The sequence below is a fragment of the Kribbella sp. NPDC054772 genome (assembly GCF_053611945.1).
This window is the reverse complement of sequence record NZ_JBSHBJ010000018.1, coordinates 87659-107097: the sequence shown is the minus strand read 5'-3', so window position 1 is coordinate 107097 and position 19439 is coordinate 87659. Positions and strand designations below refer to the sequence as shown.

16 protein-coding genes are annotated in these 19439 nt (G+C 67.3%); 1 reads left to right on the top strand and 15 read right to left on the bottom strand.

The window, feature by feature from the left end; translation table 11 throughout:
- The first annotated feature begins 203 nt into the window (after positions 1-203).
- Complete coding sequence (locus tag ACWGID_RS25795) at positions 204-1427, top strand: SGNH/GDSL hydrolase family protein (RefSeq protein WP_452200658.1); 1224 nt, start codon at positions 204-206, stop codon at positions 1425-1427.
- A gap of 57 nt (positions 1428-1484) precedes the next feature.
- Here ACWGID_RS25795 and ACWGID_RS25790 read toward each other — a convergent pair whose 3' ends face one another.
- The 15 genes from ACWGID_RS25790 to ACWGID_RS25720 all read right to left on the bottom strand — a co-directional run bounded on the left by ACWGID_RS25790 (position 1485) and on the right by ACWGID_RS25720 (position 19429).
- Positions 1485-3101: a hypothetical protein gene (locus tag ACWGID_RS25790; protein WP_452200656.1), complete on the bottom strand. Its 1617-nt coding sequence runs from the start codon at positions 3099-3101 to the stop codon at positions 1485-1487.
- 4 nt (positions 3102-3105) lie between these two features.
- Positions 3106-3999 (bottom strand): carbohydrate ABC transporter permease, encoded by an 894-nt coding sequence (locus tag ACWGID_RS25785; RefSeq protein ID WP_452200654.1) that lies wholly within the window; start codon positions 3997-3999, stop codon positions 3106-3108.
- Between the two features lie 8 nt (positions 4000-4007).
- The gene (locus ACWGID_RS25780; RefSeq protein ID WP_452200653.1) at positions 4008-4871 is read right to left on the bottom strand and encodes an ABC transporter permease; all 864 of its coding nucleotides are present in this window, start codon (positions 4869-4871) and stop codon (positions 4008-4010) included.
- Between the two features lie 367 nt (positions 4872-5238).
- A complete protein-coding gene (locus tag ACWGID_RS25775; RefSeq protein WP_452200651.1) occupies positions 5239-6177 on the bottom strand; it encodes an MBL fold metallo-hydrolase in 939 nt (312 codons plus the stop codon).
- Between the two features lie 4 nt (positions 6178-6181).
- Positions 6182-6955 (bottom strand): enoyl-CoA hydratase/isomerase family protein, encoded by a 774-nt coding sequence (locus ACWGID_RS25770; RefSeq protein WP_452200649.1) that lies wholly within the window; start codon positions 6953-6955, stop codon positions 6182-6184.
- Entirely contained in the window at positions 6948-8039 is a 1092-nt protein-coding gene (locus tag ACWGID_RS25765; RefSeq protein WP_452200648.1) for a hypothetical protein, read from the bottom strand. The genes ACWGID_RS25770 and ACWGID_RS25765 overlap by 8 nt, the downstream gene beginning before the upstream one ends.
- Positions 8036-9223, bottom strand: a complete 1188-nt coding sequence (locus ACWGID_RS25760; RefSeq protein WP_452200647.1) for a CaiB/BaiF CoA transferase family protein — start codon at positions 9221-9223, stop codon at positions 8036-8038. Before ACWGID_RS25760 ends, ACWGID_RS25765 begins: the two co-directional genes overlap by 4 nt.
- Positions 9220-9966: an SDR family NAD(P)-dependent oxidoreductase gene (locus ACWGID_RS25755; protein WP_452200645.1), complete on the bottom strand. Its 747-nt coding sequence runs from the start codon at positions 9964-9966 to the stop codon at positions 9220-9222. Before ACWGID_RS25755 ends, ACWGID_RS25760 begins: the two co-directional genes overlap by 4 nt.
- A 16-nt stretch (positions 9967-9982) precedes the next feature.
- Positions 9983-11815: a right-handed parallel beta-helix repeat-containing protein gene (locus ACWGID_RS25750; protein WP_452200644.1), complete on the bottom strand. Its 1833-nt coding sequence runs from the start codon at positions 11813-11815 to the stop codon at positions 9983-9985.
- 5 nt (positions 11816-11820) lie between these two features.
- Positions 11821-13683, bottom strand: a complete 1863-nt coding sequence (locus ACWGID_RS25745; protein WP_452200642.1) for a right-handed parallel beta-helix repeat-containing protein — start codon at positions 13681-13683, stop codon at positions 11821-11823.
- Between the two features lie 23 nt (positions 13684-13706).
- Positions 13707-14495: an RraA family protein gene (locus ACWGID_RS25740; RefSeq protein ID WP_452200640.1), complete on the bottom strand. Its 789-nt coding sequence runs from the start codon at positions 14493-14495 to the stop codon at positions 13707-13709.
- Between the two features lie 8 nt (positions 14496-14503).
- The gene (locus ACWGID_RS25735) at positions 14504-16423 is read right to left on the bottom strand and encodes a hypothetical protein (RefSeq protein ID WP_452200639.1); all 1920 of its coding nucleotides are present in this window, start codon (positions 16421-16423) and stop codon (positions 14504-14506) included.
- On the bottom strand, positions 16420-17298 hold the full coding sequence (locus ACWGID_RS25730; protein WP_452200637.1) for a carbohydrate ABC transporter permease: 879 nt from the start codon (positions 17296-17298) through the stop codon (positions 16420-16422). Before ACWGID_RS25730 ends, ACWGID_RS25735 begins: the two co-directional genes overlap by 4 nt.
- The gene (locus ACWGID_RS25725) at positions 17295-18164 is read right to left on the bottom strand and encodes a carbohydrate ABC transporter permease (protein ID WP_452200635.1); all 870 of its coding nucleotides are present in this window, start codon (positions 18162-18164) and stop codon (positions 17295-17297) included. The genes ACWGID_RS25730 and ACWGID_RS25725 overlap by 4 nt, the downstream gene beginning before the upstream one ends.
- A complete protein-coding gene (locus ACWGID_RS25720; protein ID WP_452200633.1) occupies positions 18161-19429 on the bottom strand; it encodes an ABC transporter substrate-binding protein in 1269 nt (422 codons plus the stop codon). Before ACWGID_RS25720 ends, ACWGID_RS25725 begins: the two co-directional genes overlap by 4 nt.
- Positions 19430-19439 lie beyond the last annotated feature (10 nt).

Sequence of the window (19439 nt, the reverse complement as noted above, 5' to 3'; positions counted from 1 at the left end):
CGTCGCACTACCGGCAGGTCGACAGTACGTATACGGCCACTGCGCGGGGATCGGGACGGGCGTCAGGCGTGGGAGTGGCGGCAGTGGGCGTACACGTCCTGTCGAGCTGCCGATCGACCGTTCGGCTCGGGGAATGGGCCGTTCGTCGCGTGATCGAGTGCAAACGATTGCACGCATGGCTATTCGGGGGTGACTTGATGGGCATGATGACTTCTTCTTGGCGCCGGGTCGGCGCGAGTTTGTTGGTGGTGGCGGTGGGCGCGGGCGGTCTGGTGGACTCCGCGGCGTCGTCAGGACCGTCCGAGACCGGGTCGCGACTGGTGACGACCTGGGGTGCGGCGGACGACATCGCCGGCGGGACGCTGAACGACGTGACTGTGCGGAACGTCGTGCGGACCTCCGTCGGCGGGAAGGATCTGCGGATCCGGATCTCCAACGCCAACGGCGACCAGCCGCTGGTGTCGGACTCGGTGTACGTCGGCCGGCAGGACTCCGGCGCGAGCGTGGTCGCGGGGTCGAGCCGGCAGCTGACGTTCAGCGGCAGTACGACGGTGACGATCCCGCCCGGCGCGATGGCGATCAGCGATCCACTCCCCGGGACCGTCCCGGCCACCACGAGCCTGACGGTGAGCCTGCACGTCGTCGGCACCACCGGCATCATCACCGCCCACAACCGCTCCATGCAGCACAGCTACAAGTCCACTTCCGGCGATCACGCCGACGACGAGACGAGTACGGCGTACCAAACCGAGTCCTCGGCCTGGTACTTCGTCAACGCCGCGATCGTCGACGCACCACAACAGGTGGAGACGGTCGCCACCCTCGGCGACTCGATCACGTCCTCGGTCGGTACGGCGATCGACACGAACCGCCGCTGGCCGGACGTCCTCGCCGACCGGTACGCGAAACTGCCCGAGCCGCGCCGGCTGGCGATCTCCAACGAGGGGATCTCGGGCAACCGTGTCCTCGGCGGCGTCGCGAAGGCCGGCAGCGCGGGCGCGAGCGCACTGGCCCGGCTGGACAAGGACGTGCTGACGAAGCCCGGCGTACGGACGGTGCTCGTGCTGGAAGGGATCAACGACATCTACGCCGGCGCCACCACGGAGCAACTGCTCGCGGGGTACCGCCAGCTGATCGAGCGGGTGCATGCGTCCGGGCGGTGCATCGTCGGCGGGACACTGACGCCGATGGGCAGCTCGTTCGTCTACACGCCTGAGAAGGAGGCGATCCGCCAGGCGGTCAACACCTTCATCCGCACCAGCCCTGACTTCGACGGTGTGGTCGACTTCGACGCGGCGACCCGCGATCCCGCCGACCCGTCGCGCCTCGCGGCGGCGTACGACGGTGGGGACGGTCTGCACCCCAACGACGCCGGCAACGCGGCGATGGGTGCCGCGCCTGACCTCGACACCCTCCGCTGCAACTAGTACTGCGAGTAATGCTGACCGCGTGCACCGCCCCGAGAGGCGGTGCACGCGGTCACTTCACTTCCTGCCTTGGACCGACAGAGCCTGCTCCAGCTCGCCCCGGATGGCGTCGCCACCGGACTTCCGCCAGTCGGCCACCGCCTCGTCCCAGGAGTTGATGTCCTTGCGGCCGAGCTGGATGTCCTTGGTCAGGGCATCCATCCGGGTGTCGAGGATCTTGCCCTTGGTGGACTGCGTCGACGAGTACAGGCCGTACGTCGGCGGCAGGATCGCGGTCGGGAGAACCTCCTTGAGGTGCTTGTGGGCCATGTCCACTGCCTCGGGGTGACCGGGGAAGTAGAGCGGGTACGGACCGTCGGCGAGGTACTGGATCGGGAACTCACCCAGGCACACCTCGCTGCCGCCGTCCTTCGTCAGCTGCGGATCGGTCCCGTTCAGCGTGTAGTGCCGGCCGGGCAGACCGAACTTGCGGAACAGGTACTCCTCGGTGCCGAACGGCGCGGCGAACCAGTTCAGCACCCCGAGCAACGTCTTGATCCGGTCCGGCGAGCTCGGCCGGATCGCCGCGATCGAGTTGTTCGGCGACCCGAGCAGCACCCGCCCGACCTTGCCGTCCTGACCGCGCGGCACCGGGATCGTGATGCTGAACTCCTTGTTCGTCGCTCGCCGGTAGAAGCTCTGGATCGACGAGTACGTGTCCTGCGTCAGGACCGCGGAGCCCTGGGTGAACCAGACCTTCTGGTTGGCCTTCGCGATGCCGTCCGGATGGATCAGGCCCTGCGCCTGCATCTGCTTGGTGATCGACAGCATCTGCTTGTGCTCCGGGACCTCCCGGCTGTGGACGAGGCGCCCGTCGCGGACCTCCCAGCCGTTCGGCAGCCCGAGCATCGCGCTCAGCGCCGCCGCCGGCGGGACGGCGAACGCCCACCGGTTCTTCTTCCCGTCGGTGACCGCCGCGGCCACCTTCATCAGCTCGTCGACGTTCGCCGTCTCGAGTTCGACGCCGAGCTGATCGAGCAGGTCCTGCCGGGCCAGCAGCGTGTTCGACGACATCACGCCACGCTGGATCGGCACCGCCCGGATACCGCCGGAGAACACACAGCCCCGCCACGAGTCCGCCGGCGCGTTCGCCAGGAACGGGTAGTCGAGGATCGCGTCGCCGGACAGGTACTCCGTCAGGTCCTGCGCCCGGGCCTCGAGGAACTGCGGCAGGTACGCGAACCCACCGTCGACGTTGAACAGATCGCCGAGCGTGTCACCCGCGACCGCGGTGGCGAACTTGTTCGAGTAGTCGGCCGCCGAGGTGATGTTGAGCTCGAGCGGCGCGCCGAGCCGCTTGTTCAGCTCCTGCCAGTACGGGTTGCGGTCCGCCGTCGGCGGGATCGGGTTCGACGTCGGCGCCGAGCCCGTGACGGCGACGCCGTTGCCCGGTGGCCCGTCGGTCACCTTCGTCGGATCCGCCGGGAACTTGTAGAAGCAGTCCGGCATCAACGGATGGCTCCGCGGCAGGTCCGGCTTCGGTCCCTCGAACCTCTTGTACGTCGGCAACGCGACCGGCTTGTTCAGCGCCGCGATGTCGTCGGAGCGGGTCACCGTGGAGCACCCGCTGAGACCACCGGCCGTCGCCATCGCGGCGATCGATCCGCCGAGGAGTCTTCTTCTGCTGATCGTCATGTCGTTACCCCTTCACCGCGCCGGTCATCATGCCCTTGGCGAAGTGCCGCTGCAGGAACGGATAGACGATCAGGATCGGTACCAGCGACACGACCAGGATCGCCATCTGAATCGACTCCTGCGGCGGCAGCTGATCCGCCCCGGCACCACCGAGGTCACCACTGCTCAGCTCGGTGTTGTTGATGACGTACGTCCGCAGGACCAGCTGCAACGGCCACTTCGCGGTGTCGTTGATGTAGAGCATCGCGTTGAAGAACGCGTTCCAGTACCCGACCGCGTAGAACAACCCGACGACCGCGAGCACCGCCTTGGACAACGGCAGCACGACCGACCAGAAGATCCGGAAGTCGCCGGCCCCGTCGATCCGGGCCGAGTCCAGGACCGAGTCCGGGATACTCATGAAGAACGACCGCAGCACGATCACGTTGAAGCCGCTGATCGCCGTCGGCAGGATCAGCGCCAGCAACGAGTCGAGCAGCCCGAACTCCTTCACCACCAGGTAGTTCGGGATCAGGCCCGGGCTGAACAGCAGGCTGAACAGCACGATCAGCAGGATCGGCCGCTGCCCGAACGAGCCGGACCGGCTGAGCGCGTACGCCAGCATCGTGGACCCGGCCAGGCTGATCAGCGTGCCGCCGGCGGCGATCACGACACTGATCACCAGCGCCCGCTGCACCACACCACCGTTGAAGATGGACTTGTACGCGTCCAGGTTGAACGCGTCCGGCCAGAGCACGAACCCACCGGAGTTCGTGACGTGCTCCTGACTCGCGATGCTGGTCGAGATCACCCCGATGAACGGGATGATGACGATCGCGCAACACACCAGCAGTACGACACCCTTCAACGCCCGCGACGGCATCCCAGGAGCGTCGTCGATGCCTTTCTGCACACTCATATCCGTCGTCATTTCTGGTACACCCCAGACTCACCGAAGATGTGTGCGACCTTGTTGGCGCCGATCACCAGGGCGACGCCGAACAGACCCTTGACCAACCCAACGGCCGCTGAGACTCCCCATTGGCCTGCTAGTACGCCGTTGTTGTAGACGTACGTGTCGAGTACTTCACTGGCTGGTCTGCCGACCAGGTTCTGCTGCAGGATGATCTGCTCGAAACCGACGGTCAGCGAGTCGCCGAGCCGCAGGATCAGCAGCAGGATGATCAGGCTGCGGATGCCGGGCACCGTGACGTGCCACAGCTGGCGCCACCGCGAGGCACCGTCGACGCGCGCGGCCTCGTACAGCCCCGGATCGATCTGCGTCAGCGCGGCCAGGAACAGGATCGTCCCCCACCCGGTGTCCTTCCAGATCACCTGGCTGGTGAGCAGCGCGATGAACCCGTCCGGGTTCCCGAGGAAGTCGATGGTGTTCATCCCGTGCGAGCGCAGGAAGTTGTTGATCAGTCCGCTGCCGCCGAGGATCTGCTGGAAGATCGCGATCACGATCACCCAGGACAGGAAGTGCGGCAGGTACAGCACCGACTGCACGACCCGCTTGATCCGCTCCGACAGCAGGCTGTTGAGCAGCAGCGCGAGCGCGATCGGCGCCGGGAACACGAAGATCACCTGGACGATGGTGATCAGCAGCGTGTTCTTCAGCGCGTTGAGGAACTCGGCATCACCGTTGAAGATGACCGAGAAGTTGTCCAGCCCGACCCACGCGCTGCGGCCGAGCGGCACGAACGGCAGGTACTCCTGGAACGCGATCAGGTTCCCGAGCAGCGGCAGGTAGTGGAACACCAGCAGCAGCACCAGCCCGGGCAGGGCCATCAGCAGCAGCACCTTGTCCCGGCGGGCGCGCGCCCACCAGGACAGCGGCTTCCCTCCCGAACGCCGGCCGGACCTACTGTCCGTAGCCGAACCCGGTGGACCGGATCCCGGCTGGGCGGTGTCTTCCTCCGATGTGGACCGGCCGGTCCGGAGACCGGAAATTGCCTCTGTTCGAGCCACGCGAGACTCCCATGATGGTTGCCGACGCCCTCCAAGGGAGAGCGCTTTCCGTTCCCCTTTGTTCGATATTGTCGCGTCTTGGGGGGTCGCGCAGCTCCGCGCGGTGCGTCTCGCGGGAATCGGCAGTGTCTTCCGGAAGTTCGACTGGTTTGAACCGGTTCGACAGGAAATCGACAGGTTCGGCGGTTCAGCCCCGGTGGTGCCAGCGGGGCTCTGCAGCACCCTGTTGGGCCAGATGTTCGAGATGCGCCCGGGCCATCCGGACGGTCTGCAGGTTCACGCCGCCGTAGGCGCCGAGGTCGGTGCCGATAGCATCGGCCAGGTCACGGACAGTCAGCGAACCTTTCGCTCGCAACAGGTCCGCGGTCAGGGTGTTCACGTCGTCGACCCAGGCGAGGCTCTCCTCGATCTGCCGGCGCCCGGCGGTCGCGTCCAGGGCGTCGCCGTGCGACGGGACGAGCGCGTCGAAGTCCAACTCGAGGAGCCGGCGCAATCCGTTGGTATACCGCACGACGTCGGTGTACAGCGGCGCGAGCCAGACCGAGCTGTCGAGGTACGGCCGTCCCCGCCCCTGTACGTCGTCGAAAGTGAAAAGTGTTCGCGAAGGCTCGTCCAGTACGGCGATGTGCCCCGGACTGTGGCCGCTCGTCGTGATCACCTGCAGACCTCGATCGCCGGGCAGCCGATCCCCGTCGCGCAGCAGCACGTCGATGCGGACCCGGTCGTCGAGCATCTCGAGCAACTCGGACCGCTCGGCCTCGGTCAGATCCAGCGCGTCCGGGTCCGAACCCCACAGCTCGGCCAGCAACCGCTCGTTGTCCTCGAGCCACCCGGCCTCCAGCGCCGGCGCCGCGAACCGCGCCCCACTGTGCTTCTGCAGTACGGCGTTCCCGCCCATGTGATCGGGATGCGCGTGACTGTTCACGACCAACGTCAGATCCGACAGCCCGAGTCCGAGCGCCGCCAGCTCCGGCGCCGTCGTGGACTCCGGGGTCGACGCGATCCCCGCGTCCAGCAGCACCAGTTCGGATCCCGCGTCGATCACATGCAGCCAGAGCGGCAGCCCACACACGTGCGGATAGTCCGTCGCGAGCTGATGGATCCCGGGAGCGATCTCGGTCGCCATATCGTCACCGTCCCTCGAAGTTTCCGGTACGCCGTTCCGCGAACGCCGCCCGTCCCTCGGTCGCGTCCCGGGTGCCCAGGGCAACTGCCTGCAGCTCGCGCTCGTACTGGATCGCCGCCTCCAGCCCCATCGACCAGGCCGCCCGCAGGTTCGCCTTGGCCGCGGCGGCCGCGACCGGCGGCCGGGCGGCGATCCGGTGTGCGAGTTCGGTTGCGACGGGCAACAACTCGTCGGCGGCCACGATCTTGCTCACCAGCCCGATCCGCAGCGCCTCGACGGCATCGATCGGGTCACCGGTCAGCAGCATCGTCGCCGCGTCACTGGCCGGCACCGAGGCCGCGAGCAGCGCCGTCACTCCCCCACCGCCGATCCAGCCGAGCTTGATCTCTGCCGCCGCGAAACTCGCTGTCGACGAGGCCAGCCGGATGTCGCACGACAATGCCAGCTCCAGCCCGCCGCCGTACGCGTAACCGTTGACCGCGGCGATCACCGGAGTGCGCAGCGAGCGCAGGGCGTCGCAATAGTCGCGGCGGTTCCGGAAGTGCCACGGGCCGTCGTACCGGTCGAGTTCGCTGATGTCGCTGCCGACCGAGAACGCGCGCTCGCCGGCCCCGGTCACCACGACCGCACGGATCGACGGGTCCTCGTCGATGCGCGGAATCAGCTCGAGCAGTTCGGTGCTCATCGACCGGGTGGCCGCGTTCAGTTTCGCGGGACGGTCGAGGGTCAGCAGGCCGACGTACCCGTCGGTCTCGAAGCGGATCCGGCCGTCATCCATCGCGCACCTTCCGGTAGTCGTCCTCGATCCGGTCCACCGCGGCGGCCGGATCGTCGTCGTTGTCCAGCAACTCGCGCACCCGCTCGGACAGCTCGTCCTGGAACCCGATCCACCCGTCGAACCGCGGCCGGACGTACGAGGCCCGGACCGTCCCGAGCGTCGCGGAGTAGTGCCCGTTCCAGGCCGCGTCGACCGCCGGCGACTCCCAGACCGCCGTGGTCGCGGACTGCCCACCGACCGCGGACACCAGATCCAGCTGCGTCCGTACGTCGAGCAGGCCGCGCGCGTACTTTGTGACCGCGAGAACCTTCGAGTAGGCCCGCGGCGTCACGGCCAGCCCGGTCCCACCGAGTGTGCCGTTGCCCACCGAGTCTCCAGCGAACAGCCGAGGCGCGGCAGACCACGCCAAGGCGGCCCGGTCAGCGGTCGGCTGACCGTAGTAGGCGTAGCTGTAGACCAGCGGGCAGCACACGAGGTCGCCCGTACCCATCAGCTCGTGGATGCCGATCGGGTCGAGCTCGGCGAACGCCTGCTCACTCCGCGACCAGACAGCACGCAGCAACTCCAGCGCTCCCACAGCACGCTTCTGGTCGAGGAGGTGCTCGCCAGAGCGGTCTCCTGCCATACCCAGCAACATCAGACCGGCATGCGGCCCAGCGATGCAGAGCACTACACCGGACTGCTCCAGCACGTCGGACCAGGACGCTGGCGGCGTAGCCAACCGGTCCGGCCGGTAGAGGCACGTCTGCGTCGCAGCGTCGAGTGGGAGCGCCCACCCGTGCCCCTCCAGCCGATAGCTGTCCCACGTCGGCGGCACTGCCCGCGACTGCCACGTCGCCAGGTCGTCCGCCGAGAACACGTCCTCGACCGGCAGCACTGCCCCGGCCTCGATCGCCGCACCGAGCCCCGGGTGGTCGATGACGAGCAGGTCGTAGCGACTGGCCAACTCCTCCAGCGGAGTGGACTCGAAGCCCGACAGCGGCTGCCGGTCCCACTGCACCTCGACACCTGGGTACGAGAACTCGGCCAGCGGTCGATAGCCCCGCGGGTGGTCCCAGGTGAGGCCGTGTAAGAGCACCGTCACGGCGATACCACCGAGCCCTGGTCGAACAGGGCCTGTCGCTTCGCCGGCGACAGTCCGAGCTCGGCCAGCAGCTCATCGGTGTGCTCACCGACCAGCGGCGCCGGTCGGTCGACTTCGGCCGGCGTCCGGCTGAAGCGGTACGGGAACCCAGGCGTTGTCACCGTGCCTTCTGTCGGGTGCTCGTAGGTCACGAACGACTCGTTGTGCATCACCTGCGGATCAGTGCGCAGATCGTCGTACGACAGCACCGGACCGCACCAGACGCCGCGCTCACGCAGCTTCAGCAGCCAGTGCTCCGTTGTCTCGCGCAGCAGGGCCGTCGACACCGCAGCGGCGATCTCGTCGCGGCGGGCGAACCCGTCCCGCTCCGCGTCCAGACCGGCGAGCTGTGGAGCGTCCAGCACCTCAGCCAGCACCGGCAGGTTGGCGAACGCCAGCGAGATGTACCCATCCGCCGTCGTGAAGATCCCGTACGGCGCTCTGATGTAGCAGTGCGCGTGGACCTCCTCGGACCGTGTCTGGGGCACTCCACCGACGGTGTGCACCGACAGCTCCTGCATCTGCAGAGCAATCACAGCGTCCAGCATGTTCACCTGGACCAGCTGACCTTCACCAGTCCGCTCACGGTGCAGCAGCGCGGCCAGCACTCCTTCGAACGCGCTGTACGCCGTGACCGCGTCGGCCAGGAAGTACGGCGCAGCGACCGGCGGCTCGTCCGGTCGACCGGAGCTGAACAGCGCACCGCTCATGGCCTGCACCAGCAGGTCCTGTCCGGGCCAATCGGAGTACGGACCGCTCTCGCCGTACCCGGAGATGGAGACGTAGACCAGCGACGGCTTCAGCGCGCGCAGGGTCTCGTAGTCGACGCCCAGCCGGGCTGCCACGCCAGGCCGGTAGTTCTGCAGGAACACGTCGGCTGTGCGGACCAGCTCGTACAGGAGCTCGCGGCCCTCGTCGGACTTGAGGTCCACGGCCAGACTGCGCTTGTTGCGGTTCAGCGACAGGAACGACGCGTTCACCTCGTTGCCGGCTGCACCGCCCGCGGACGTGTGCCGCTGCCACTCACCCGACACCGGCTCGACCTTGACCACGTCGGCGCCGAGGTCGCCGAGCCGCATAGCGGCCAGCGGCCCGGCCATCGCCACGGACAGGTCCAGGACCCGGTATCCACCCAGGATCTTCATTGCGCCGTCCATCCCGCGTCGACCGGCAGCACCGCACCGGTGATGAACGACGCATCGTCACTGGCCAGGAACGCAATCGCCGCGGCGACCTCCTCCGGACGGCCGATCCGGCCGAGCGCGTGGTGCCGGTCGACCATCGCCTGCATCGCGCCCGGATCGTCCGCGCCGCCGACCTTGCCGTTGCGGATCAGTGGCGTGTCGATCAGCCCGGGCGCCACGCAGTTCGCCCGGACGCCGGCCCGGCCGTGGTCCAGCGCCATCGCGCGGGTCAGGTTCTCCACACCGGCCTTCGCCGCGCAGTACGCCGATCTGTTCCGCTCCCCGACCGTGCCGATCGCCGACGAGATCGTCACGATCGCGCCACGGCCCTGCTCGAAGAAGCGCGGCAGCACGGCCCGGCACGAGTTGTAGACGCCGGTCAGGTCGACGTCCAGAATCGTCCGCCACTCGTCGGGTGACGTGTTCGGCACGGTGTCGCAGACGTCCACACCGGCCGCACTGACCAGCACGTCGACACGTTCCAGCGACGCGACGACCTCCAGCGTCCGGTCCAGGTCGGTGACGTCCAGCTCGTAGGCCGTGCCGCCGACCTCCGCCGCGACCTTCTCGGCCGCGGCGAAGGAGCGGTCACAGACCACTACGGTGCCGCCCTCGGCGGCGAAACGGCGGGCGCCGGCCGCGCCGATCCCGGAGCCGCCTCCGGTGATCAGCGCGACCTTGCCCGAGAACCTCTCGGTATCCATAGAACTCTCAGAACTCTCAGGGCTTCTCGTAGGGGAAGGACGGCAGTACGCCGATCTGGTCGTACTGCATCGCGGAATCGTCGAACCCGGCTTCCCAGCTGACGTTCGCGAAGGTGTCGCACGGTCCCGCGGACGGCCCGTGGTACGGGTCGCTCTCGGTGTTCGACACCTTGATGTTCGAGAACGCGAACCCACAGCCGCCGAAGTCCATGTGCACGCCGTACGGCTTCGCGTCCGGCATCGACGGGTCGGCGTTCGCGTCGTCGATGATCATCTGCGACACCTGCGCGTCCGGCGTGTACGGCGGCTGGTTGCGGACGCCGTACGCGTAGAACGGACCGGTGTCACCGCTGTCCTGCGCCAGGTGGGACAGCCGCACGTGATGCACGGTGTTGCCACCGGTGTAGTTGTCCGCGTTCGGGATCTCCGGACGGGACTCGATGCTGATGCCGTACCGCGCGCCGTGTTCGACGACGGTGTGACTGACCTCGTTGCCGCCGCTGTTCATGATCTCGACGCCGGCCGAGTCACCGGGCACCAGTTCGCCGATGTGGTGGATGTAGATGTTGGTGAACGTGTTGCCATGGGCAACGTCGCCTTCACCCGGATACCCGCCCTCGACCTTGATGCCGTCGTTGCCGATGTGCTCGAGCAGACTGTCCGAGACCGTGGTCTTCTCGTTCGCGAACAACAGCTCGATCGCGGTGAACCCGGTCTGCTGGATGTGCAGTCCGGTCAGCTTCACCCCGCGGGTGTTGGTCAGGGTGATCGCACCCCACTGGTTCCGCGGCATCTCGATCTGGGTGTCGTACTTCGGGTACTTGTGCTTGACCCCGGAGTCACCCGTGCCGTTCCAGCCGTACCGGTACCAGTCCATGAAGTCGGTGTGCTGGATGGTCAGGCCGTCGAGCGTCAGGTTCTCCACCCGCCGGTTCACGGACGCGCCCTCGATCGAGAACACCTGCGTCTGCGTCGGCCGGTAGACCTTCACACCGTCCATGGTGCCGCCGGCCGGCTTGTAGTACAGCGTCTTCGCCGGGTAGTCCAGGTAGTACTCACCGGCCTGGTCGAGCAGGCTCAGTGAGTTCTGGACGTAGTAGCGGGAGCCGCCACCGGAGTTGATGAAGCCGTACCGCGCCGGGTACACCAGCGTGGTCCGCTTCTTGGTGAAGTTGATGTCGAGCATCGGGATCGTGTCGGTGAACCACGACCACGAGCCGCCCGACCAGACGGTCACCTGCGCGGGCCAGTTCGTCCCCAGCCGCAGGTCCCACGACGGGTCGATGTCACCCGTGTTGAACCCGAGCTGGTCGTGCACCGCTTCCTTGGTCGAGTCGAACAGGATCGACTTCAGGTACGGCGCCCACTTCTCGTCCGACTCCCGGTTCGGGTACCGGGCGGTGGTGGCGCGCTTGCCTTCGGCGTACAGGCTGTAGAAGGGCTGGCTGACGTCGACCGGCGCCTTGAAGATTCCGTCCTTGTACGGCGTCCAGCCGCTGACCTCCCGCCCCGCCTCGAAGACGGCTTTGCCCGGCCCGTCCACGCTCCGGTACGTCACGTTGGAGTCGCGGTCGTCGAAGGTGATCGTGTTGTCGACCTGGTAGGTGCCGGCCTTCAGGTTCACCACCGCCGTACAGCCGGCGTGGCCGCGCATCCGCAGGGTGTCGCGGGCGTGCTCGACCGTCTTCCAGGGCTTCTTCTCCGTGCCCGGACTCTGGTCGTTGCCGTCCGGTGCGACCCACAGCGCGTCACACCGGGTGGCCTCGTTCTTCGGGCCTGCCCCGAGGGCCGTGCCCGCACCTACTACTGCCAGCGTGACTCCGATGACCACTCCGCCAAGGAGCCTCATCCGCGTCACCGCCCCTTGACGTCGTACGGGAACGTGGGCAGCACGCCGATCTTGTCGTACTCCATCTTCGAGGTGTCGAAGCCGGCCTCCCAGTCCACGTTGCTGACCGTGTTGCACTTGTAGGCCTGGTACTTCTGGTCGGTCACCTTGCCGACCTGCACGTTGCTAATCGCGAACCCACAGCCGCCGGCGTCCATGTGCACGCCGCGGGTACCACCCGCGTCTGGCATCGACGGGTCCGGGATGACGTCACCGATCACCATCTGATCGACGGTGTTCTGGATCGGGTGTGGCTCCTGGTTGTCGACGCCGTAGGTGTAGAACGCACCCATGTCGCCGGAGTCCAGGCCCATCTCCTCGAGCTTGATGTACTTGAACGTGTTGCCGCTCGCGTACTGGTCCGGGTCCTGCACCTCCGGCCGCGACTCGAGGCTGATGCCGTAGCGGGCGCTGTGTTTGACCTCGACGTTCGTCACCGTGTTGCTGCCGGTGTCCATCAGCTCGATGCCGGCCGCGTCACCCGGGACCAGCTCACCGATGTGGTCGATGAACAGGTTCGAGAACGTGTGGTGGTTGGTCAGGTCGCCTTCCCCCGGCCAGCCGCCCTCGACCTTGATGCCGTCGTTGCCGATGTTCTCCAGCAGGCTGTCGGTGATCCTGGTGTGGTCGTTCGCATAGAGCATGAAGACGCCGGTGTATCCGGTGTCGGAGATGTGCATCCGGCTGAGGTCGATGCGGCTGGTGTTGGTCAGCGTGATCGCACCGAACTGGTCGCGGGGCAGCTCGATCTGCCGGTCGTACTCCGGGTACTTGTGCTCGACGCCCGAGTCGCCCGGCGCGTTCCAGCCGACGCGGTACCAGCTGACGAAGTCGGAGTACTGCACTCCGAGCCCGTCGAACGTGACGTCGTGGAGCCGGTCCTGTGGCGACTTGCCGGCCAGGTTCAGCACGGTCTTCACCGTCGGCCGCATCACCTTGACACCGTCCATGGTGCCCGCGCGCGGCTTGTAGTAGACCTCACCGCCCTTGAAGTCGACGTAGTACTCACCCGGCTGGTCCAGGAAGCTCAGTGAGTTCTGGAAGTAGTAGCGCGAACCGCCGCGGCTGTTGACCATCGCGAAACGCGTGAAGTACTTCAGGGTGGTTTGGGTCTTCTTGAAGTTGGTGTCCAGCAGCGGAATGGTGTCGGTGAACCACGACCACGAGCCACCGGACCAGATCGTCACCGACGCCTGGCTCATGTCCCAGGTGGGGTCCCAGTCGCCCGGCTTGCCCCACAGCCAGTTGTGGACGTCCATCTTGTCCTCTTGGTAGAGGATCGACGTCAGGTACGGCGCCCAGGTGTCGTCGGTGGCCCGGTTCGGGTAACGGGCGTTGGTGGCGCGCTTGCCGTCCTCGAACAGCGTGTAGAACGGCTTGGTCTTGTCGAAGCTCGTCTTGTAGATGCCGTCCTTGTACGGCGTCCACCCGGTGAGCTCCTCGGCGCCCTCGAGATTCGCCTTCCCGGGGCCGTCGACGCTGCGGTAGATGACCCGGTGGCCGTTCTGCCCGGAGTCCTGCTGGTCGAAGTCGATACTCGACGTGACCGGGTACTCGCCGGCCTTCAGGTTGACCGTGATGTCGCAGTTCATCCGGTCGTTGAGGTGCTTGTTCCGGATCTCGTCGCGAGCCCGGGTGACCGTCTTCCACGCTTGGTCTTCGGTGGTCCCCTTGGCGGCGTCGTCACCGTTCGGCGCGACCCAGAAGGTCTTGCAGTCGACGGCACCTGCGGGCTGGGCGTTCATCTGGACGGCCGCTACCGTCACCAGGGCAGCAGCGACCACCCCGGCGACGGCGCTGAGCGCCGTCCGCCTGGTTCTTTTGGACATGTGGGCGGGGTCCTCTCAGAGGGTCAGTGGTTCCCGTTCTCGGATCGCCAGCGCTCGTACTCGAGACGGGTCTTCTCGGTCAGGGGGTAGTAGTCACGCAGGGGGGCGCCCTCGTCGATGCGGCGCCGGCTGAACTTCTCCCAGGCGTCGTGCTCGGCCGCCGCGTCGACGACGGACTGCGCACGCTGCCGGGGGACGACGACGGCTCCGTCGTCGTCGGCGAGCACCAGGTCACCGGGCAGCGTCAGGACGCCGCCGACCGCCACCGGGACGTTGTACGCCCACGGGAACAGCTCGGACTGGGACGCGTAGTGCGGGGTGGCGCCGGTCGACCAGATCGGTACGTCGAGCTCGGCCACCCGGGGTACGTCGCGGATCCGGCCGTCGACGACGATGCCGGCACCGCCGCGGAGCTTGAAGTAGCGGACCAGCATGTCGCCGAAGCAGCCGGTGGTGTGGCTGCCGTAGGCCTGGACCACCAGGACGTCGCCGGGCTGGATCTCGTCGAGCACGGCCCACAACGCCGTACTGCGCTCGATGTACTCCTGGGTCTGCCCGTCGGCGATGTCCTCACGCTGCGGCATGAACTGCAGGGTCAGCGCGCGGCCGACCACCTTCTTGCCGGGGAACATGCTGGTCGGACCGTCGACGAAGGTCCGGCGGATGCCCTGGTTGTGCAACCGGGCGCAGGCGGTGGCCGACCCGATCTCGGACAGCCGCTCGACCAGTCCGGGATCCGATGCGGGCGGGTTCTCGCCGCGCACCGGCAGGTCCCAGACCGGCGTCACCGGGGCTTGTTCCGTGCTGCTCATATGTCTCCTCAGTCAAGCGCCAGATGGCGGGCGCGATAGGTGTCTCTGGTCAGCCGCAGGTCCAGCCGGATGGTCCGGCCGGGCGGCATCGTCACTTCGAGTCTGTTGCTGTCGACAACCACCGTCCGGGTCCCCGGCGTCGGCGGGACCGAGGTGTACGCCGGTGACGGGCCGGGGTACTCCCCTGTCGCAGTGGAGATCGTGGCCTCGTCGATGCGGTCCGTGCCGAAGCTGCCGGCCTGGACGATCACGCGGCGGGTCTGGGTAGCGGACAGGTTGACCAACTGCAGTCCGGTCCGGTCGGGCTCCACCGTGTCGACCAGTGCGGCGACGTCAGGTGGCAGTCCGGGGCGGCCGCGGTCCGCGTCGCGGTACAGGACGCGCATCGGCAGCAGACCGCCGTTGTAGAGCAGCTGCGGCGTACCGGTGGTCAGCTGGAGCAGGGCCTCGGTGGCGACCGGGTTGTGTCGCTGCCAGTGGTGGATGTTCATCTCGGCCGGGTCGACGGTGTCGACGGCCATCAGGTCCATCCGCCGCTGCACCTGCGACAGGGCGACGCCCAGCATCTCCTCCGGGTAGCTGGGGTTGTCCCCGGCCAGGTAGGCGAGCCAGGGCGCCTCGTGGCCGGCGTCCTCCTTGTTGCGGAAGTCGCGGACCGTACGCCAGTCGTAGCCACTGCGCTCCCGCAGCTTCGTCAACCGGTCCCGGTCTCCCGACTCGAACGCGGCCTGCCACAACCACATCGGCAGTCCGAGCTGCGGGGGCTGGTAGTCGAACCAGCCCTCGTCGTTGTGCCGGTTCGGGATCAGCAGCGTCGGGTTGGCACAGTCCTCGCCGAGCTCAGCTTCCCAACGGTCCCGGATGCTCAGCTCCGTCTCGTCGACGGCACCGCTGATCCCCCGCTCGTACAGGTGGTCCAGCAACTGCCGAGCGAAGTCCAGCCGCTTCGAGTCACCAGTCAGTACGACGCCGTTCAGCGCGGCGACGCAGGCGGCCGAGCCGACGCTGTAGACACCGTGCGGCCAGTTCCAGCCGTAGTTGCCGCCGTACCAGCGTCCGTCGTGCAGCTCGCCGACGATGCCGTTCGGGCCGACGTTGTCCGGCAGCAGGCCGTCGTTCGCCTTGGCCCGCTCCTCCCACGCGTCCAGGTACTCCAGCGTCCACGCGGCGAACCGGTCGCTGTGGTCGTAGAGCCAGGCGTTCGCGGTCAGAGTGGTCGCCGCGAGGTTGACTGCGGTGTCACCAGCACCGAGTCGGCGGATCATCTCCGCACCCATCAGCCGCGCGTTCGCCGGATCCTTCAGATCGTCCCAGGCGTTGATCCCCGGTACGCCGGCCAGCGGCAGACCGAACAACGACATCTTGGCCTGGTTGGCGCCGAACGTGTGCCACTCGTCGTTGGTGCCCCAGCGCGGACCACCGGCGCCGTTGTGCGGGGCGCGGATGATGCGGTGCACCGGGTCGTAGTTGCCGGCCGGCGACTCCGGCAGGTAGAGCTCCGCGAACCGGTACGCGCGCTCGCGGAACACCTCGTCGGTCGGGTCGGCCGCGCACAGCGAGTAGAAGAAGATCATCGACTCGCCGATGTGGAACCAGTCGTACCCGCGCTCGAACTCGTCGACCAGGAAGCCCATCTCGGTGAGCTGTCGCGTCACGCCTTCCCAGTGCCACTTCGACACGTCGATCAGGTCGTCCGCGCCACCGAGCTGGTAGAGCACCGGCCAGTTCACGAACGCCTCGTAGAAGTCGTCCGCGCCGTCGCGGCTCTGCATCGGACCGGCGTACCGCAGGCTGCCGTCCGGGAGGCAGTAGCGCTCGCGGAACAGCCACCAGCCCTCGTCCATCACGTCGAACAGGCGGCGTTGCATGATCGCCCACGCGGGCGGCGTACCGACCGGGGTCTGGGCAATGATCGGCTCTTGGCTCATCCCTTGGTCGCCCCCGCGGTCAGGCCGCTGATCACGTGCTTCTGGAGCAGCACGAAGAGCACCAGCAACGGAGCCACCGCGAGCAGCAGCGTCGGGAAGACCACCGTGTAGTCGGTGGAGTACTGGCTCACCGCGGCGTACACGCCGGTGGTGACCGTGTAGAGACCGCTGCCCGGGCCGAGGATGATCTGCGGGTTCACGAAGTCGTTCCAGACCGAGAACGTGTTCAGGATGACCATCGTCACCACGGCCGGCTTCATCAGCGGGAACACGATCGACCAGAACACCCGGTGCTTACCGGCCCCGTCGACCGCGGCCGCCTCGTCCAGGCTGGCCGGGATCGTCATGATGTACCCGGCGTACAGGAAGATCGAGAACGGCAGCGTCAGCGTGGTCTCGAACAGGACGAACCCGGGGATCGTGCCCATCAGGCCGAGGAACTTCAGCGTGTAGACGACCGGGATCACCAGCACCTGGCTGGGGATGAACGTGCCGGCCACGAACAGCAGCAGGAGCATCCGGTACCGCTTCTCGCTCCGCCGGGCGATCACGTACGAGACCGGGCCGGCGAGCGCCACGGACAGCACGTTCACCGAGACCACGAACAGGATCGTGACGGCGTACCCCTTGAGGATGTTGAAGTCGGGGTTGGTCGCGGCCTTCTTCAGGTACTCCGTGGTGATCTGGTCCGGTGACAGCGAGAACGGGTGCGCCAGGATGTCCTGCTGCGACTTGAACGCGCTGACGACCAGCAGGTACATCGGCACCAGCATCAGCACGCTGACGACGACCATGAACGCGACGCGCCCCCAGCCCTTGCTGCGTACCGGTTTGAACTGCAACGTGGCCACCCTGGGCATCCGGAGCGCGCTCATGCCTGCACTCCTTGGTCAGCGCGCGCTCGCAGCCGGGCGACGGTCAGGGCGAGGCCGGCAGTGATGACCATCAGTACGACGCTCTGCGCCGAGCCGAAGCCCAGTGCGTTGTTGTGGAACGAGTCCCACAGGATCAGGTACGCCGCGGTCTGCGTGGATCCAGCGGGACCGCCTCCCGTCAGCGACACCACGAGGTCGTACGTCTTCAGCAGCGTCACCAGCGACAGCACCAGGTTCACCGTCACCACAGGAGCCAGTGCGGGAAGCGTGACGTTGAAGAACGTCTGCCGCTTCGACGCCCCGTCAATACGAGCCGCCTCGAGCAGGTCCTTCGACACCGTCTGCAGCCCCGCGAGGTACAGCACCACGTTCACACCGAACCCGGCCCACACCAGTACGGCGATCAGACTCGCCAGCGCCCACTTCGGGTCGGACAAGAACGGCAGGACCGCAGCGCCCTTGGACGTCAGCCAGCCGTTGACGACTCCCGACGTACCCAGGACGGCGCTCCAGAGGAAACCGACGACCAGTGCGCTCAGCACGTGCGGATAGAACAGCACGATGCGGAACAGCGAGTTCAGCCGGGACGCACCGTTCACCAGCAGGGCGAAGCCGAGTCCGAGGAAGCTGAGCAGGAGCGTGCCGACAGCGGCGATCAGCAGCGTCACCCAGCCGGCCCGGATCGCCTCGGCGCTGTGCGTCAGGCTGACGTAGTTCTTCAGCCCCACGAACGCCGGATTCGCGCTGTAGCCGTCCCAGTCGGTCAGGCTCAGGTAGAGCGACAGACCGACCGGGACGACCAGCATGACGACGAACAGCACCAGGGCCGGGCCGACCATACTGAGGGTCGTCAGACGGGCTCTCACGATTTCGAGCCCATCCAGCTGTCGATGCGGGTGGCGACGTCCTTGGCACTCTTCCCCGTGTAGAGGCTCTGGACCGCCTTGTTCCACTCACCGTTGAAGCCCTGCGGCAGCGTGTTCGCGCCGTACCCCTCGCCCTGGGCGACACCCTTCGGCGCCTGGTCGAGAATGTCCTGCACCTGCTTGCCGAGCGGCGACAGCTTGTCGGTGTAGCCCTTGCGGAAGTTGCCGTCCTGCGCGAGCTGGCTCTGCACGGCACCCTTGTCGGTGACCAGCCACTGCACCAGCTTCACCGAGAGGTCCCGCTGCTTGGTCGACTTCAGCACCATGTACGGCGCGGCCATCGTGACACCCTGCGGGCCCGGCGACGGCTGACCGGCGGCCGGCGGCGCCGCGAACACACCGAGGTCGAACTTCGGCTTCGCGTCGTCGGCGGTCCGGACGAACCAGCTGCCCATGATGTACATGCCGGCCTTGCCGGACAGGAAGTTGGTCTGCGCGCCGACGTCCTTCAGACCGAGCGCGTTCTTGTCGACGTACCCGTTCTTGATCCAGGACTGGTAGCGCTCCAGCAGGGGCTGCATGGTCTTGCCGACGGTGAGCTCCTTGGACTTGACCTTCTGGTACCAGTCCGGGTGCTCGGTGGCGATCGACGGGTCGCTGAGCTGCAGCAACTGGAGGCCGGTCACGTAGTCACCGGCGGTCTGCAGCGGCAGGTAGCCGGCGGCCTTCAGCTTGCCCATGGCGGCGGTCAGCTCGTCCAGGTCCTTCGGCGGCGCGGCGATGCCGGACTTGGCGAACGCGTCCTTGTTGTAGAAGACCAGCGACTGCGCCTGCTGGCCGACACCGACGGTGTAGACCTTGCCGTCCACCGCGGCCTGCTCGGCCAGCGGCGTGTCCTTGGTCCACGCCTCGCCGGTCAGGTCGAGCATCTGCGGGGCCAGCACCTTGTCGGCCATCAGCGTCTCGACGACATCCGGCGCGTTGCCGGCCGCGAGCAGCTGCGGCAACGTGTCCTTCACACCGGAACCGGTCGGCGCCTCGATCTTCACGTCGACACCCGGGTTGGCGTCCTCGAAGGGCTTGACCAGACCTTCCCAGTAACTCTTCGTGAGGTTGGGGGTGATGTTGACGAGCATGCGTACTTCGCCGGTGCTGCCACCAGCAGCGCCCTTGGTGTCGCTGAAGCCACCACCACATCCCGCCGCGCCCACCAGGATCACAACGGAGGTCAGCAGGCCGAGCTTGCGGCGTACCGAACGAGCCATTTCGAGGTCC

What these genes read in the sequence shown, in the direction of transcription:
- ACWGID_RS25780 (WP_452200653.1), bottom strand. Translation starts at nt 4,871, where the DNA reads ATGGCCCTGCCCGGGCTGGTGCTGCTGCTGGTGTTCCACTACCTGCCG.
- ACWGID_RS25740 (WP_452200640.1), bottom strand. Translation starts at nt 14,495, where the DNA reads ATGAGCAGCACGGAACAAGCCCCGGTGACGCCGGTCTGGGACCTGCCG.
- ACWGID_RS25785 (WP_452200654.1), bottom strand. Translation starts at nt 3,999, where the DNA reads ATGAGTGTGCAGAAAGGCATCGACGACGCTCCTGGGATGCCGTCGCGG.
- ACWGID_RS25735 (WP_452200639.1), bottom strand. Translation starts at nt 16,423, where the DNA reads ATGAGCCAAGAGCCGATCATTGCCCAGACCCCGGTCGGTACGCCGCCC.
- ACWGID_RS25790 (WP_452200656.1), bottom strand. Translation starts at nt 3,101, where the DNA reads ATGACGATCAGCAGAAGAAGACTCCTCGGCGGATCGATCGCCGCGATG.
- ACWGID_RS25770 (WP_452200649.1), bottom strand. Translation starts at nt 6,955, where the DNA reads ATGGATGACGGCCGGATCCGCTTCGAGACCGACGGGTACGTCGGCCTG.
- ACWGID_RS25745 (WP_452200642.1), bottom strand. Translation starts at nt 13,683, where the DNA reads ATGTCCAAAAGAACCAGGCGGACGGCGCTCAGCGCCGTCGCCGGGGTG.
- ACWGID_RS25730 (WP_452200637.1), bottom strand. Translation starts at nt 17,298, where the DNA reads ATGAGCGCGCTCCGGATGCCCAGGGTGGCCACGTTGCAGTTCAAACCG.
- ACWGID_RS25775 (WP_452200651.1), bottom strand. Translation starts at nt 6,177, where the DNA reads ATGGCGACCGAGATCGCTCCCGGGATCCATCAGCTCGCGACGGACTAT.
- ACWGID_RS25720 (WP_452200633.1), bottom strand. Translation starts at nt 19,429, where the DNA reads ATGGCTCGTTCGGTACGCCGCAAGCTCGGCCTGCTGACCTCCGTTGTG.
- ACWGID_RS25750 (WP_452200644.1), bottom strand. Translation starts at nt 11,815, where the DNA reads ATGAGGCTCCTTGGCGGAGTGGTCATCGGAGTCACGCTGGCAGTAGTA.
- ACWGID_RS25760 (WP_452200647.1), bottom strand. Translation starts at nt 9,223, where the DNA reads ATGAAGATCCTGGGTGGATACCGGGTCCTGGACCTGTCCGTGGCGATG.
- ACWGID_RS25795 (WP_452200658.1), top strand. Translation starts at nt 204, where the DNA reads ATGATGACTTCTTCTTGGCGCCGGGTCGGCGCGAGTTTGTTGGTGGTG.
- ACWGID_RS25755 (WP_452200645.1), bottom strand. Translation starts at nt 9,966, where the DNA reads ATGGATACCGAGAGGTTCTCGGGCAAGGTCGCGCTGATCACCGGAGGC.